This window comes from Thermoanaerobacter sp. CM-CNRG TB177, from assembly GCF_018588165.1.
Classification (GTDB): Bacteria; Bacillota; Thermoanaerobacteria; order Thermoanaerobacterales; family Thermoanaerobacteraceae; genus Thermoanaerobacter; species Thermoanaerobacter thermocopriae.
In genome coordinates this window covers 102322-117694 of the sequence record NZ_JAFCAC010000053.1, presented here as the reverse complement: position 1 = coordinate 117694, position 15373 = coordinate 102322, and the positions used below count along the sequence as shown (strand labels likewise).

14 protein-coding genes are annotated in these 15373 nt (G+C 32.5%); 1 reads left to right on the top strand and 13 read right to left on the bottom strand.

Annotated features, from left to right (window positions below):
* Nucleotides 1–39: 39 nt before the first annotated feature.
* The 3 genes from rpoN to I4N53_RS05515 form a co-directional block, all read right to left on the bottom strand.
* Nucleotides 40–1404 carry an RNA polymerase factor sigma-54 gene (rpoN, locus tag I4N53_RS05525; protein WP_214495794.1) on the bottom strand — a complete coding sequence of 455 codons (1365 nt, stop codon included), beginning with the start codon at nucleotides 1402–1404 and terminating at the stop codon, nucleotides 40–42.
* A 100-nt stretch (nucleotides 1405–1504) separates the two neighbouring features.
* Nucleotides 1505–1777 carry an acylphosphatase gene (locus I4N53_RS05520; protein ID WP_003867199.1) on the bottom strand — a complete coding sequence of 91 codons (273 nt, stop codon included), beginning with the start codon at nucleotides 1775–1777 and terminating at the stop codon, nucleotides 1505–1507.
* A 15-nt stretch (nucleotides 1778–1792) separates the two neighbouring features.
* Nucleotides 1793–2617 carry a Cof-type HAD-IIB family hydrolase gene (locus tag I4N53_RS05515; protein ID WP_214495793.1) on the bottom strand — a complete coding sequence of 275 codons (825 nt, stop codon included), beginning with the start codon at nucleotides 2615–2617 and terminating at the stop codon, nucleotides 1793–1795.
* A 172-nt stretch (nucleotides 2618–2789) separates the two neighbouring features.
* On the opposite strand from I4N53_RS05515, the gene I4N53_RS05510 reads away from it, so the two are divergent.
* On the top strand, nucleotides 2790–3197 hold the full coding sequence (locus I4N53_RS05510; RefSeq protein ID WP_012995542.1) for a Fur family transcriptional regulator: 408 nt from the start codon (nucleotides 2790–2792) through the stop codon (nucleotides 3195–3197).
* A gap of 62 nt (nucleotides 3198–3259) precedes the next feature.
* Here I4N53_RS05510 and I4N53_RS05505 read toward each other — a convergent pair whose 3' ends face one another.
* The 10 genes from I4N53_RS05505 to I4N53_RS05460 form a co-directional block, all read right to left on the bottom strand.
* A complete protein-coding gene (locus I4N53_RS05505) occupies nucleotides 3260–4729 on the bottom strand; it encodes a VanW family protein (protein ID WP_012995543.1) in 1470 nt (489 codons plus the stop codon).
* Nucleotides 4730–4827: 98 nt separating this feature from the next.
* Nucleotides 4828–5469 carry an endonuclease III gene (gene nth / locus I4N53_RS05500; RefSeq protein WP_012995544.1) on the bottom strand — a complete coding sequence of 214 codons (642 nt, stop codon included), beginning with the start codon at nucleotides 5467–5469 and terminating at the stop codon, nucleotides 4828–4830.
* Nucleotides 5450–6592: a tRNA epoxyqueuosine(34) reductase QueG gene (queG, locus tag I4N53_RS05495; RefSeq protein ID WP_214495792.1), complete on the bottom strand. Its 1143-nt coding sequence runs from the start codon at nucleotides 6590–6592 to the stop codon at nucleotides 5450–5452. Before queG ends, nth begins: the two co-directional genes overlap by 20 nt.
* The gene (locus I4N53_RS05490) at nucleotides 6592–8952 is read right to left on the bottom strand and encodes a Lon protease family protein (protein WP_214495791.1); all 2361 of its coding nucleotides are present in this window, start codon (nucleotides 8950–8952) and stop codon (nucleotides 6592–6594) included. Before I4N53_RS05490 ends, queG begins: the two co-directional genes overlap by 1 nt.
* Nucleotides 8953–9059: 107 nt before the next feature.
* Nucleotides 9060–9287, bottom strand: a complete 228-nt coding sequence (locus I4N53_RS05485; RefSeq protein WP_003868666.1) for an alpha/beta-type small acid-soluble spore protein — start codon at nucleotides 9285–9287, stop codon at nucleotides 9060–9062.
* 83 nt (nucleotides 9288–9370) lie between these two features.
* Nucleotides 9371–9559 carry a ferredoxin gene (locus tag I4N53_RS05480; RefSeq protein WP_006569967.1) on the bottom strand — a complete coding sequence of 63 codons (189 nt, stop codon included), beginning with the start codon at nucleotides 9557–9559 and terminating at the stop codon, nucleotides 9371–9373.
* A gap of 122 nt (nucleotides 9560–9681) precedes the next feature.
* Complete coding sequence (locus I4N53_RS05475; RefSeq protein WP_214495790.1) at nucleotides 9682–10338, bottom strand: iron dependent repressor; 657 nt, start codon at nucleotides 10336–10338, stop codon at nucleotides 9682–9684.
* 56 nt (nucleotides 10339–10394) lie between these two features.
* The gene (locus I4N53_RS05470; RefSeq protein WP_014063097.1) at nucleotides 10395–11735 is read right to left on the bottom strand and encodes a radical SAM protein; all 1341 of its coding nucleotides are present in this window, start codon (nucleotides 11733–11735) and stop codon (nucleotides 10395–10397) included.
* A 143-nt stretch (nucleotides 11736–11878) separates the two neighbouring features.
* Nucleotides 11879–13519: a methyl-accepting chemotaxis protein gene (locus I4N53_RS05465; RefSeq protein ID WP_006569965.1), complete on the bottom strand. Its 1641-nt coding sequence runs from the start codon at nucleotides 13517–13519 to the stop codon at nucleotides 11879–11881.
* 144 nt (nucleotides 13520–13663) lie between these two features.
* Nucleotides 13664–15307 carry a nucleoside kinase gene (locus I4N53_RS05460; RefSeq protein ID WP_214495789.1) on the bottom strand — a complete coding sequence of 548 codons (1644 nt, stop codon included), beginning with the start codon at nucleotides 15305–15307 and terminating at the stop codon, nucleotides 13664–13666.
* Nucleotides 15308–15373 lie beyond the last annotated feature (66 nt).

The following is a 15373-nucleotide window of genomic DNA, read 5'->3' as shown; positions in this document are numbered from 1 at the left end:
AGCTTTTTCAATAGCCTAAATGGGCATTTACATGCCCATTTAATATCTTCTTCTTTTGATAGTAGAAGGAATATTGCATTCCTCTCTATATTTTGCCACTGTCCTTCTTGAAATATTAATATTTTTTTCTTTTAAAATATCAGCTATTTTTTGATCACTTAGAGGATTTGCAGGGTCCTCTTCTTCAATCAATTTTTTTATGAGGTTTTTAATAGTTTCAGCAGAAAATTCATTCCCATTTCTATTGGAAATACCAGATTGGAAAAAGAATTTTATCTCAAAAAGTCCTCGAGGAGTTGCAACATATTTGCCGTTTATAGCTCTGCTGACGGTAGACTCGTGGATACCTACAATATCAGCAATTTGTTTCTGCGTCATAGGCTTTAAGTAATTGATACCTTTGTCAAGAAAATCCCTTTGTAACTCCACTATTGCTTTAACTACTTTATACAAAGTTTCTTTTCTGCTTTCTAAACTCTTTATAAGCCACATGGCTGATTGCAGTTTTGAATTTATATATTTTTTAGCTTCTTCATCATGGCTATTTAAAATAGAATGATAGTAATTATTAATCTTGAGCTTAGGAGTAACTGAATCGTTTACTATAACAAAATATTCACCCTCTCTTTTTATTACTTCCACATCTGGTATAATATATCCAACATCTGTTGTAGAAGAAAAGCTATTTCCCGGTTTAGGATTGAGTTTTTTTATAAAATCTACAGCTTGTTGCACTTCTTTTAGGGAAATATTGTACAACTTTGCTAAATATGAATACTTACCCTCTGCAATTTCCTCAAGATGATAGTCTACCAATTTTTTTACAATGCCTTTGTAACTATCTTGGGCTAAAAGTTGAAGTTTTAAACATTCTTGCAAATTACGTGCTGCAATTCCTGGGGGGTCAAAAGATTGAACTACAGATAATCCATCTAATACCTCTTCTTCAGAACATTCCAGAATCTCTGCAATATCTTTTATATCCTCTCTCAAATAACCACTCGGACTTAGACTAAATATTATATATTCACATATTTTCTGGATTTTGGGAGGAACAGGTGTTATGTGAAGTTGAAATAAAAGGTGGTCACTCAAAGAAGACTTTGGGGACACAAAGTTTTCATAATTGACTTCTTCTATTTCTTCATCATCGGAATCATCATAATACATTCTCTCTTCTGTTTCTCGTATATATTTAGACAACTCATACAAGTCATATTCATATGCATTCTCTTCTTCGGATGTCTCTTCTTTTTCAAGAAGAGGATTAGTCTCTAATTCCTGCTCTATAAGAGCATTAAGTTCTAAGGAATTTAACTGCAAAATCTCAATAGCCTGTTTTAGTTCAGGAGTCATTATAAGTTTTTGAGCTTGTTGAAGTTTCAGTTCGAATTCCATCCTCATATTCATGCACCCTCAATCGCAATTAATAAATTAACTCATTAAAGCTATTTTTTATTATTATATCACATTTAAACGTTTTATTGAATAAAAAAGAAGAGTACTAATAAATTCGAAAATCCTTGTACTCCCCTTTATAATCCGACCATCTTTCTTCCACATCCTCCACTCTTGCCCATCTCAAACCTGTTTTAATAAAATTTATCAATTCTTTAATACTTTCCTCTTCCCCTTCTGCAACAACTTCTACACTGCCATCATAAAGATTTTCCGCATAACCTTTAATTCCCAAAGAAACTGCCTTTTGATACACAGAATACCTCAGCCCCACCCCTTGCACATGGCCAGTTATACGCAAATGTACTGTTTTTTTCATAGAAATACTCCTTTCTTATGATTGTAATATAAATTTATCAATAACGTACTTTACACCGTCCTCCATATTAGATTTCGTTATAAAGTCTGCCACTTTTTTGACCTCATCAATAGCATTTTCAACCGCCACACCCAGTCCTGCGAATTTGATCATTTCTATATCATTTTCACTATCTCCTATTGCTATCATTTCTTCTCTTTTTATTCCCAAATACTCTCCCAAAATCTTAAGTGCCCTTCCTTTGCTAACTCCTTTGTTCATAATTTCAACATTGTCTATATAGGAACTAGTTATGTGTATCGAGGCATTCTTTGACAATTCCCTCCTTATACTTTTTAATACTTCAACATCATCATTAAAAACTATGATTTTTAAAATACTATTTTTTAATTTGTCCAACTCTTTTAACGGCTCCTTTATCTCCTGGACATCCACTTTTAATTCTGTTTTAAATAGCTCATTCCATTCGGCATACCTTTGAAACTTATTTGTTATCTCAGGAGAAAACACTGTTTTCTCACTTATAAGCTGGAAATATGTATTGTACTTCTGGCATACTTTTACAATTTCCACCATGCTGTCATAATTTAGAATGTTTTCATAAATAGTGTTATTATCAGGGTCTCTTATCAAAGCACCATTGCTTGCAATTATGTAAGTTCTAAAGCCAATCATATCTGCGTAGGCATAAGCGGAAGCATAAACCCTTCCTGTAGATATTACTACATATACTCCCTTTTCCTGAGCTCTATGTAATGCTTCTATATTATCTTTAGATATAGTTTTATCATGTCTTAGAAGAGTATCATCCATATCTATAGCAATTAATTTATATTGCATCCCTTTCAACTCCTTATTTTATTGTGTTCAATTATATTATACATTATATCACTGTAAATTACCATATTGCCGATTTGTTCAAAACAATTGACATTATTAATGAATAGAGATATAATTAAAACATAAAATATTAAAAGAGAAATATTATCTTTTATGAAATGGAGTTGATATAATGGAGGAAGCTGCCGCCCTTTTAAAACAAAAAGGGCTTAAAGTAACACCTCAAAGATTAGCAATACTTAATCTGCTTAGAAATACAAAGGAACATCCTACAGCAGAAACTATATACAAAAAGCTTGCCTCTGATTTTCCCACAATGAGCTTAGCGACTGTATATAAAACATTGGAAATTTTGAAAAACATGGGATTAATACAAGAATTGAATGTAGGGGAAGGTAGCTTCAGATACGATGCTAACACCAATTCTCATCCCCATGTCGTCTGTATAAGTTGTGGCAAAGTAGAAGACCTCGATGAATCTCTTCTAAAAGACGTTTTAGATGAAGTTAGTCAGTATACTGATTACAAACTCGTAGACCAAAAGCTCTATTTCTACGGTTATTGTCCGATCTGTCGCTAGAAACTTAATAATTAAATATCACCTCCCATTTTCATTGATAAAAAATGGGAGGTGATATTATGTTAAGGCGAAGAAGTTTCTTCTTCTGAATTCTGTGGTGGCTCTGGATTAACTTGAGCATTATTTTCCTTTTCTGTCGGTGACTCTTGAGATTTTGAATTTTCTACTTTTTTAGTTCCTTTTTTAACTACTCCATCCACTGGCCTATACACATCTGTATATAAAAATTCTCTTTTAACCAATTTATTATTTTCATAAATCAAACGATATACATTGACTTTATAGCCAATATGAGGCTGTATCTCCACAACTTCTTCTCCTTGAGGTAGTTTCGGGTCATCTATATATTTTATTTTAGGTTCATATTTTTCAACAACCTCTGACTGAATATCTACCCATTTTGAAGGATTTTTCACATAGCCATATATGTTCATTACTAATTTGTTGCCTTCTATGTAGGACTCAATATAGATAGGATATTGAGTAGAATTTTTAAATTTTAAATCTAAAGCATTTCCAGAAATAGTAGCATCTTGCCCTGGTGGTACATAAGCTACTGGAAAACTGTGATGGTATCTCTCAGTAATTGTTATATCCGCCCTTAAAATTGCATTATACAGGGTTGTAGCAATTTGGCATACCCCTCCTCCTATATCCGGTACCAGTTTATTACCTATTATTACAGGGGCTTCTTTGTAACCGTTTTGTATTATTCTCGGCCCTAAAGTTTTATTAAGAGAAAATGTCTCACCCGGCATAAGCAATGTACCGTTTACAGCTCTTGCCGCCACTAGTATATTCTCTGAACGGTTTGCATCTTGAAGATTAAATACAGTAGAAAAAGTGGAAATTCGTCCATTAATCATTTCTAGCATTGATTTTGTAATTTTTGCTTCAACTTTCTCAGCTACAATCTCTACTTCTGTCTTTTCTGTCTTTCCTTTTATTAACTCATTTATAAGTTGTTTTAGATTTTTTAAAGTTTTCTCTTTACTAACTTTTACCCCTTCTATATCTGGTGTAATTTGTTTTACTCCTCTTGTAATTTTTATTTTAGCATTAACCGGCTCTTTATCAATCTCGTGAGAAATTTTATCAACAAATTCTTTTAATTTATTTTCATCGTACTCGGGATAAAAACTAAGATATTTTCCTCTTTTTTCTGTTACATAAATTTCTCTTATTCTTTCAACAGGATTTCCTTCTCTACCTATTTTGTAAGCTTCTTCTACCATTTCTTGATAGTCATAAGACAAGTTCATATCTTTTGATGTGATAATAAAATCTTTGTCTTGATACTTAGCGATAACAGAAAAAGAAGGAATTTTTATCTTGTCTTTAAGAAAATTTACTGCTTCTTCTTTTGTCATTCCTCCTATCCCTATGTTATTTACAAAAATCCCTTTTACAATAAGATCAGAATTAATCATTAAATAAAAATACCCAAAAGAAAATGATAAAAAAACTGTCATCAGTAAAATAATTGCAATGTAAAAATAATTATTTTTTTTAGCACCGCCTTTCGCTTGCATTTACTTCTCTCCTATTCCCCTTATTTTCTTACATCAGTATGATATTACAATTAACCCTCTAATACAATTAATAATTTCTTAAAAAGGTTACAAAAATATTAATTTTTTCTTTCCTTAAAATACAAGCACAGATGATTTACAGGACACTCATCACATTTAGGCTTTCGCGCCATGCATAAATTTCTTCCGTGATGTATTAAAAGATGATGAGACAAAGACCATAAGTCTTTTGGTATTATTTCCATAAGCTGTTTTTCAGTTGCAAAAACATCTTTACTGTCCGCCAGACCTATGCGATTGGACACTCTAAAAACGTGAGTATCCACTGCTATGGCCTGTTTGGAAAAAGCATTGCTTAAAACTACATTGGCAGTCTTTCTACCAACCCCTGGCAATGTCATTAATTCCTCTAAAGTTTCAGGCACTTTGCTATCATATTTCTCCTTTAAAATTTTACACGTCTCCAATATGCTTTTTGATTTACTCCTATACAAACCACATTCCCTTATTTCCTCTTGCAGTTCTTCTGGAGTAAGTTTTAGAAAATCCTCCGGTGTTTTATACTTATTAAAAAGCCTGTCAGTAATTATATTAACTCTTTTATCTGTACATTGAGCTGATAAAATTGTGGCTATTAAAAGTTCAAACGGATTAGTAAATTTAAGCCCTGACTTAGCATTAGGATATGTTTCTTTTAATATTTCTATAACCTTTAAAGCTTCATCCTTTGTGATTCTCAATTTTATCCCCCTTTAATTTGTTTAATGCTTCTGTCATCATTTTCTTCGCCATTTCATCTTTTTCTCTAAGCAAGGCATTTTCTATTTCACTTAAAATTTCTTTGTCACACAAATTAGAAAGAGCCCATGCACTATATCCTCTCAAAAGAGGACTTTGGGATTTTAATAAGTTTTTTATGGGTTCTATACAATTTTTTTCCTTTGTATTTACACAAGAAATTATAGCATTTCTTATTATAATACTTTTCCCTCTCCAAGAGGAAGAAGTTGGCCCAAAAATTTCTTCAAATTCTTTTTTTGACATATTTAAAATTTCTATTAATTCGTGCCTTGGCAGTAACTTATCCGGTAGAAATTCAGGCCTTACAACCTTTTTTGCTCTTTTATTAAAAGGACATACCTGCTGGCAAGTATCGCAACCGTATATTCTTCTACCCATTTTCTTAGCCATTTTTTCATCTATTTTGCCTTTTTTAACTGTAATATACGATAAACATTTATTAGCATTTATTATATAAGGCTTAACTATAGCTTTGGTAGGACAAGCTTTTACACATAAATCACAATCTCCACATTTAGATTGTTTCGGTATATCCGACTCAAAATATTTGTTTATAAGTATTTCTCCTAAAAAAATATATGAACCATATTCGTCGTTTATTATAAGACCATTTTTGCCATACCAACCTATTCCAGCATGATAAGCGATTTCTCTTTCCAAAAGCGGGTTATTATCCACTAAACATATTGTTTCTACACCTTCACATTTTGATTTTATAAACTCGGAAAGTTTTTCCATCTTTTCTTTTAAAACTTTATGATAATCTATTCCCCAACTAGTTCTTGAAATTATACCAAAATTTCTACTGTAATTTTTAATCTCATATTTTACATTATATGATAAAGCTATGGCAATAATTGATTTCACTTCAGGCAAAATAAATTCAGGAGAAATTCTTTTTTGAATATCTCTCTCCTCAATAGAACAACTATAGCCTAAATTTTCTCTTTCTTTTAGAAAATTATCATATTCTTTCAAACAATCAGGACTTGCAAAACCTACTAAGTCAACACCAATTTGTTGTGCAAATTTTTTTATCTCTTCCTTAGTTACACAATCCACTATTTATCCCCTTTATCTTCTTTTTTATTAGACAATAATCCATAATAATATTTAAGCTTTCTATAAACTTTATCGTAAATTTCTTCAAAGCTTTTTCCTGTCAAAATTTCTATCCCTTCTTCAATTGTTTTTACACTGTAGATGTGGAAAAGCCCTTCTTTAACTGCTTCTATAACTTCTTCTGTCAAAACCAAATTATTGACATTTTGATGAGGAATTATTACTCCTTGCTCCCCTGTCAAACCTTTTTCTTTACAAACCTTGTAAAATCCCTCTATTTTATGGGTCACTCCTCCCACCGGTTGTACCTCCCCAAATTGATTGACTGACCCTGTTACGGCAATTCCCTGTTTTATAGAAACTTCTGCAAGGCTGGAAAGGAGTGCATAAAGTTCTGTACTGGAAGCACTATCTCCTTCTACTCCTTCATAAGACTGCTCAAAAACAACTCTAGCAGAAAGGGTCAAAGGGAAATCTTTTGCAAACTTACTCCCTAAATAACCTGTCAATATCATAACTCCTTTGTCGTGTATTCTACCACTCATTTTTGATTCTCTTTCAATATTTACAACCCCTTCTTCCCCTGGGTATGTGGTGACAGTTATCCTTGAAGGCTTACCAAATTCATAATCCCCTAAATTTATAACAGCTAATCCATTGACAACTCCTACTCTTTCTCCCTCAACATCAACAAGATATATGTCCCTTTTGAAATATTCTAAAACTTTTTCTTCTAGCTTATTTACCATCTTTATTTTTTCTTCTATAGCCTTTTTAACATGGACTCCTGTAACTACTTGACTTCCTTCCAAACCTGCCCAGGCATCTGCCTCATACAATACTTCCACAATTTCGTTAAAGCGGGTAGTTAATTTGTCCTGGTCCTCAGAAAGTCTAGTACTATACTCTATAACTTTTGCAACACCTTCCCTGTCAAAGGGCTTTAAATTGTTTTCTACACAGTGGGTCTTTATAAAAGAAGCCATATTTTTCATATTTTCTTCATTTAGCTCCATCTCATCGTTAAAATCTACTTTTATTTTAAAAAGTTTGCTAAAGTCCTCATCATAATTGTAAAGCAAATAGTAAAGATAAGGAGTACCTATTAAAATCACCTTTACATCCAACTTTATAGGCTCTGGTTTTAAAGAAGAAATTGACAAAAATCCATATTGAGAAGATATATTTTCAATTATAATTTTTTCCGTCTTTAAAGACCTTTTTAAAGCATCCCAAGCATAAGCATAAGATAACAGATCTTTTGCTTGCAAAATTAAATAACCGCCATTTGCTCTATGTAATGCTCCAGCTTTTATTTTAGTAAAGTCCGTTGTAGCAACTCCAAAGTCACTTTCGTATTCTATACTTCCTATTATGTTATTATAGTTAGGATTATACTCAAACACAACTGGAGCACCGTCAGTATTGCTATTGTCTACAAGCAAATTAACCATGTACTTTTTTAAAAAGGCTTTTTCTTTCCTCATCAAAAGAGGAAATGGCATATCTTCTCCATCAGTACTCTTAAAACTTCCAATATTTTCTAAGATGTCCTTTTTGACGCTTTCTAAATATTTTAGCACACTTTCATTTACTTTATATCTCCCCTTTAAATCCTCAATCAAATGACCTACAGCAAAGAGACCTATATTATTGTCCAAATTTTTAATTTCATCTCTCGCTTGTTTGTCAATAGATTGTATTTCCTTCCATATTTGAAGAGCTTTTACTTCAAATTCTGCAGCTCTTTTTTCAATTTCCTTTCTTGTTTCTTCATCTAATTGTTGAAACTCTTCTTGACTTATTTGCCTTCCTTCTATAACAGGAATGCTTATAATACCTGTGCGAGTATCTTTTAAGACAAATCCAAAACTTTTTGCAAGCGTATTTAATTCTTCCATTAGCTCACTCTTTTTTTCTTGGTATTTCTTTATTATCTCACTCTTTTGCATATCATAAGAATCCGATTCAAAAGCTTTAGGTATATCCCTTTGGAGTTGTTCCACAAAATCCTCCATGTCTTTTTTGAATTGCTTGCCCATTCCAGCTGGTAATTCTATCGCTATTGGTTGAGCAGGTTTTTCAAAATTATATACATAAACCCAATCATTTGGCCTTTCTTCCGTTCTTGCAATCTTCTTTATGTAACTGGAGGCAAAACTAGTTTTACCAGTTCCAGTTATTCCTGTTATAAATATGTTGTAACCTTTCTGTTTTATTTTAATTCCAAATTCCATTGCCTTTTTCGCTCTGTCTTGTCCTATTATTCCTTCTAATGGAGGGATTTCTTCAGTTGTGTCAAAATCAAAAACTTCTGGATTTACATATCTTTTTAATCTGTTAAAACTCAACTTTCCCATAACAACACCCACCCAATCTTTTTAATAATAATTATTCGCCAACAAATCAATTTTTCCTCTTTTTACACAAAGAATAAATTTTGGCTGAAGGATAGTCCTCCAGCCAATTAATCTTCTTCATCAATTTTTCCGTCTCTTTCATCCATTTCTTTTTCTGCAAATTTTATCATTTTCTTTACCATGTTTCCTCCTATTTTACCCACTTCTCTTGTAGTCATGTTTTCCCATCCGCGTTTTTCAATATCATCATCTAAATTAAGCTCTTCAGCAGCTTCTTGCTTCAAAGAATCTAACTCATCCTCAGCTTTAGGGTATAACTTTTTTCTTTTCCCCATAAAAACCCTCCATGTTTCGTTTTATCAATATTTTCCCCTAAAGCTTCATTAAAAATGTATAAAAAAACCCGGAAAAATCCGGGTTATTCTTCTTTTATTGCCTCTGTCGGACAAGAGCTCATTGCATCTCTTGCGCAATCTTCTAAGTCTGCTGGAACTTCATCTACAATTGCATGGGATTTCCCTTCATCATTCCAGTCAAAAACATCTGGGCACATGTCTATACAAACCCCACAAGCTATGCATTCGTCTTGGTCGACATAAACTTTCATACCATTACCTCCTAATCTTTTTATGTAAAATTTTACACATACATTATATCATTAACCTTCCATTGCTTCAATAGTTTTTAACTTTCTCTTTGAAAATATGCAAAAAAATAAGGCATATAGCCTTATACAATTGCAAGGAGTTCTCTCAAAAAGTTATTGAGTAAATTGACATCTTGCGAATTCAGTTTATTTAAATTGATATAAAATTTTTGAATGTTTTCAGCCAATTTTTTGTCTATATCGCTCTTTACTTTAGTGTACAACAAAACACCTAATACTGCTCCTACAAATAAAACTAAAGAAGAAGTAGGATTAACAGAGGCCAGTAAATTTTCTATACCCTCCATGGAAAGGCCTCCCGCCATCCTAAGTTTTAGTAAAAATGCAGTAATAGCATATGCACAAAATTCTATAGGCTTAGTAGCCTGAAACATCTCATTTAATATTTCCTCAAGAGAATTAGGCTTACTATTTTTTACTTTTTTAATCAAAGTATCTCTTAGGGAATTCCATTCATCTTTATTCGCTTTTTTAAATATTTCATAAGCTTTTTCTGTTGGTAGAAATCTTAAAGTAGATCTTCCTTGGCTTTTTTCCTCCCCAAGGTAATACTCGGTCTTAACAAAATCACCTTTCTCTAATTCCTTTAAAATATCATAAGCTGTCCATTTGCTAATTTTCATTGCCTGCGCCACATCTGTATAGTGAACGGGCTCACCTTTTGAATCATAAAGTTCAGTTAGTGTTTTTAAAAATTCCACCCTCCTATTTGTCAGCATCTCAACACCCCATTAAGTAATACTATCTAAATTTATAGGGGATTTTAATATTTATGTCAAGCCTCTTTTTTTATTTCCATTTTTTTCTCCAAAATTTCGTCGGCTACTTTACCCCAATTATCAGCAACCACTGTTAAATCATCGTAGAGGTTCTCTATATGAGCAGCTTCACTGGCTTCTGTGTGTTTTGCTTTTGATTCTCTAACTATTTCTAAAAGTTTTTCTGGATTGTCAATAAGTGGACATGGTCTTAGATGATTTAGATTAAATGGCTGCCTTTTTCTATAGCTTTTCATAATAGGTGACTGTAATGCTTCCAATAAACTTACTTCATTTATATTTACATTAGAATAATGGATAAAAGCACAAGGCTCAACTTCTCCCGCTGCATTTATGTGTAGATACCTTCTTCCTCCTGCAATACATCCTCCACTGTATTCGCCATCATTCCAGAAATCAATTGCAAAAAGTTCCTTTGTAGCCCTTATATAATTTATTCTTTCATAGCTATACTTTCTCTGTTCAGGTGTAACCATGAAGCTGATATCAGGGTCTCTGCCTATAGGAATATAAGTAAAATACCAAGCAAAGGCAGCTCCTTTATCTATCATCATGTCTACAAATTCATCACTTAAAATTTCCTCTACATTTGTTCTTGTAGATGTAGCTGAATATCCAAACAGCACCCCATTTTCTCTCATCAAATCCATTGCTCTCATAATCTTATCAAAAGTACCTTTTCCACGTATTGCATCGTTACTTTCTTTAAAACCATTAATACTTACTGCAAAAGTAATGTTGCCTACTCTTTTAACTTCCTTTATCATATCCTCGTCAATTAAAGTACCATTGGTAAACAAGTGGAATACTTGGTTTTTATGTCTTTCAGCAAGCTTTATAATATCTTTCATCCTAACAGTAGGCTCTCCACCAGACAAAACTATAAAATATATGCCCAGCTCTTCTGCTTCTGTACATACTCTATCCATCACTTCAAAAGAAAGATTGTGAGGTTTGTACTGTCCTGCCCAACATCCTACACATCTTAAATTGCAAGCCTCAGTTGGATCCATCAAAATTGCCCACGGAATGTTAATATCTAATTTGTTTTCTAATTCTTTTTGTTTTGGAATTCCTTTCAAGCTAGCATTTATAAAGAAATTAACACCTAAAGTTTTTATAATGTTTTTGTCAATATTTTTAAGAAGTTTCATTGCAAATCTGTACCAATTGCTGTCTTTGTCATCTAAAAATCTCTTCACACTTTCTATTTGCTGTTTATGATTGGGCATTATTGCAATTTTTGACAGAAGATTAGCTATTTTGTCTAAATTTTTCTCTGGGTCTTTTTCTACATAGTTAATAACAGCACTGATAAGCGGGTCAATCACATTCATCATAACTCCTCCTCTACTTTATTTTTTATCCCAAAATATCAAACTGACCCAAAAAACCAAAATTCCATTTCAAGAACATTATACCACTTTAAAAATAACATTTCAAGTAATATTTATTATATTTTATGCTTACAAGTACTATTTTATTTACCTAATTGTACATCCCCTCCAAAAACTCCTATTATTTTCTTCTCTGAATTGTAAACAGGAATTGCAATTGTAGTACAAATTTCGTTTGTCGCTAAAGAAATGTAAGGCTCTGTCACTGTTATTTCCCCTTCAATAGCCCGTTGAAACCAAGACCTGTGATATACATTAGAAATTCCTACTTCCATTGAAATAGCTTTTATATCTCCATTATTTAGAATAGAAAATACCAACTCAAAATTTGGATATTTCTTTATTATTTCCATGACTATCTCTTTTGCTCTATTCCCAAACAGCTGTTCCTTGTTTTCTTCTATTATTCTCTGAAGTATCTTTTTAGCCTCTTCAATTTTTCTTTTTTGCTCTTGTGTAAGTTTTACTGTGCTAGAAAATTTTTTAACTAATGTCTGCAATTTTTCTGCAAAGTTATTTAATTTTCCCATCATTTTTTTTAATTCTTCCATTGAAGAAACTTGTTCTTGAGTAGAAGCTAATGTCTCCTGGGTATTTGCTGCAGTTTGTTGTGTAACCGCTGCAATCTTGTGATTGAGTTCTTTAATTTCTTTAATTTTATCGTATTGAGAGTTTACTAAGTTGTCTACAGACATAATCGCCTCTATAACTCTGCTACTAGATTTTACTACATTTTCTATCTTTTCTTTTGCAGTATTTGTATAAGACAAATTTTCTAACGCGTTTTGAATTTCTTGTTCCAATTTCCCCGAAACTTCTTTAATTTTTTCTTGAATGTTTTTAGTCAGTAAAACTATTTCTCCCGCAGCAGAAGCAGACTGCTCTGCAAGATTTCTCACTTCCTGTGCTACCACAGCAAAGCCTTTTCCTTGTTCTCCTGCTCTTGCTGCCTCTATTGCAGCATTTAAAGCTAATAAGTTTGTTTGATCTGCAATTTTATTCACCATTCCAATTATATCTGTTATCTTATTTGCTCTTTCTCTTAAATCCAATACTTCTTTAATTAATTCCTTATTCTTGTTAGCACTTTCTTCTATCCTTTTCATCAATTCAGTCATAATCGCTTCATTTTCTTTTATTACTTTTCCCATCTCAAAGCTTAAATCTTTAGTTTCATTAAATTTACTTTTAATCTCTTTATTAAACTCAAAAGCTTGATTAGCATCCTTGGCAGTTTGCTGAGCAGCTTCTGCTTGCTCTTCTGCCCCCTTTGCAATTTCTTCTAAAGCAGCAGCAATCTCTTTTGCAGCATTGGTAACGTTATCAATCTCATGTGTTAATTTTTTTGACCCAACAACTGTTTGTTCCGCAGTTTGTTGAGATTCTGTAACTAATCTTTTAAAGTTATTCAAAAAGCTATTTAGAGATTTAGCTAACGTTTCAAATTCATCATCACCTTTTATGTCAATTTTTTTCGTCAAATCCCCTTTTGCTATTCCCTCAATGGCTTCCTTCATTTTTTCAACTGCTAAAATCATACTTTTTTCGAACATTATCCAATGAAGTAAAACAGCTATAACAACTGTTACAATAAAAGCCTCTACATAAGGCACAACTGTATTTCTACTTGCAAAATAGGTCACAAAAAAAGCAACTAAAATACTGTTTACACCCGCCAAAATAACACCGTACATCAACAGCCTAAACTTGATACTTTTAAGCATAAAAATCCCTCCTGTTTTAGGTTGCATTAATTACAACATTAGGTATTAGCCTTTTCTTATTATTTCTACAAAACCTTAAATATTCCTTCTTTTTTTGCAAAAATTCTACAAAATAAAGCAAGAGTCCATTGAAGATTCCTAAACTTAAACATCAAGGCAACTGCCGCCTATAAATTCTCTTATGATAGAATTGGGAGGTATTGCTAATTCATCTTCTAATGGAAGGAAATAACTCAAAAACTCTAATATTTCTTTAGCGATAGAATAAGCAGGATTGTCTTGGGAAACTTTCTTAAGCAAAGGCTCTGCATATTTTTTTAATACAGGTAGCTCATAAGGTAAAAAAGAGTTAAACATGACATCCGCTTGTTCTTGATAAGGGAAAATCCATTTTTCTTCTCCTTTTCTGACCATAGGCCACATGTTTATAGTCTCTGCCGCATCACTAGAACGGAATTGGCTATCTCTCACCATGCGCCTTATTAATCTTGTCTGAGTAGTAGATATTCTATTATGTTCATCAAGATTTAGCTGCGTAATAGCACTCACGTATATTTTATATTTATTATCTTTAGGTATTTGCAAAGTCAATTTTTCGTTTAGACCGTGAATCCCTTCCATCAAAATAATTTGGTTTTTATCAAGTTTTACTTTTCTTCCTTCTGGCTCTCTTTCCCCTGTTTTAAAGTTAAAAATAGGGATTTCTACTTCTTCCCCTTGAATAAGCTTTATTAAATGCTCATTGAAAAGTGGCAAATCTAATGCATCTATGGACTCAAAGTCGTAATTTCCAAACTCATCTTTCGGAGTAAGTTCTCTTGGCACAAAATAATTGTCTAATGATATCGGAAAAGGCTTTAGTCCGTTTACCCTCAACTGCACACTAAGTCTATGAATAAAAGAGGTTTTCCCTGAAGAAGAGGGTCCAGCAATAAGCACTACTTTTATCATTTTGTTTGAAGCTATATAATCTGCAATTTTGGATATTTTCTTCTCATGAAATGCTTCAGAAACCAATATTAAATCTCTACCTCTTCCTTGTTTTATCATGTCGTTCAAAGAAGAAACATAACTTATGTTTAAAATACTTGCCCAGTCCTCTGCCTCTTTAAAAATCGAAGCAAGTTTTGGAACATCCACAAATGCAGGCAAAGAGCGGGGATTATATACATCTGGAGCAATTAAAATAATGCCTGGAAAATAAAAACGTATATCAAATACTTTTAGATACCCTGTAGAAGGTACACAAGGGCTATAGAAAAAGTCCACTGTACCATCACAATAATAAACAGGAACCTTGTCTTTGTCAGTATCTTTAAACAATTTTACTTTCTCAGTCAATCCTTCTTTTTCAAATAGCTTTATTGCCTCTTCTTTAGACAACATTTTTCTTTCGATTTTTAAATCCTTCTCTATTATTTCTTCCATCCTCTTTTTAATCATAGAAACAATTTTATTGTTGAGAGAATAACCATGTATCTCGCAATACAATCCTTTCCCTAAAGAATGTTCAATAGTAACTGTAGCTCCAGGAAGTAGCTCTTTTACAGCTTTAATAAAAACAAAAGTCAAACTTCTTCTATATATCCTCGTACCTTCCTCAATCGTCGTATCTACAAACTCCACTGTGCTATCCTTTGAAACTGTGCAGTTCAGATCGACTAATTCATTATCGACTTTCGCAGCCATTATTATCCCATTGTAAAGATGTTCAAATTTTTTTGCAATATTTTCTAATTTTGTCCCTCCTGGGTATTTATAAATATTACCTGCGATAGCAATTTTCATAAAAATCACCTCAACACGATTATACACTATCGTAGCAAAAAATTAAAAGCCCTTCCTTCCAGAAGG

Coding starts and splice junctions, on each gene's coding strand:
- rpoN (WP_214495794.1), bottom strand. CDS start 1,404: ATGAGGATGGAATTCGAACTGAAACTTCAACAAGCTCAAAAACTTATA.
- I4N53_RS05520 (WP_003867199.1), bottom strand. CDS start 1,777: ATGAAAAAAACAGTACATTTGCGTATAACTGGCCATGTGCAAGGGGTG.
- I4N53_RS05515 (WP_214495793.1), bottom strand. CDS start 2,617: ATGCAATATAAATTAATTGCTATAGATATGGATGATACTCTTCTAAGA.
- I4N53_RS05510 (WP_012995542.1), top strand. CDS start 2,790: ATGGAGGAAGCTGCCGCCCTTTTAAAACAAAAAGGGCTTAAAGTAACA.
- I4N53_RS05505 (WP_012995543.1), bottom strand. CDS start 4,729: ATGCAAGCGAAAGGCGGTGCTAAAAAAAATAATTATTTTTACATTGCA.
- I4N53_RS05490 (WP_214495791.1), bottom strand. CDS start 8,952: ATGGGAAAGTTGAGTTTTAACAGATTAAAAAGATATGTAAATCCAGAA.
- I4N53_RS05485 (WP_003868666.1), bottom strand. CDS start 9,287: ATGGGGAAAAGAAAAAAGTTATACCCTAAAGCTGAGGATGAGTTAGAT.
- I4N53_RS05480 (WP_006569967.1), bottom strand. CDS start 9,559: ATGAAAGTTTATGTCGACCAAGACGAATGCATAGCTTGTGGGGTTTGT.
- I4N53_RS05475 (WP_214495790.1), bottom strand. CDS start 10,338: ATGCTGACAAATAGGAGGGTGGAATTTTTAAAAACACTAACTGAACTT.
- I4N53_RS05470 (WP_014063097.1), bottom strand. CDS start 11,735: ATGAATGTGATTGACCCGCTTATCAGTGCTGTTATTAACTATGTAGAA.
- I4N53_RS05465 (WP_006569965.1), bottom strand. CDS start 13,519: ATGCTTAAAAGTATCAAGTTTAGGCTGTTGATGTACGGTGTTATTTTG.
- I4N53_RS05460 (WP_214495789.1), bottom strand. CDS start 15,307: ATGAAAATTGCTATCGCAGGTAATATTTATAAATACCCAGGAGGGACA.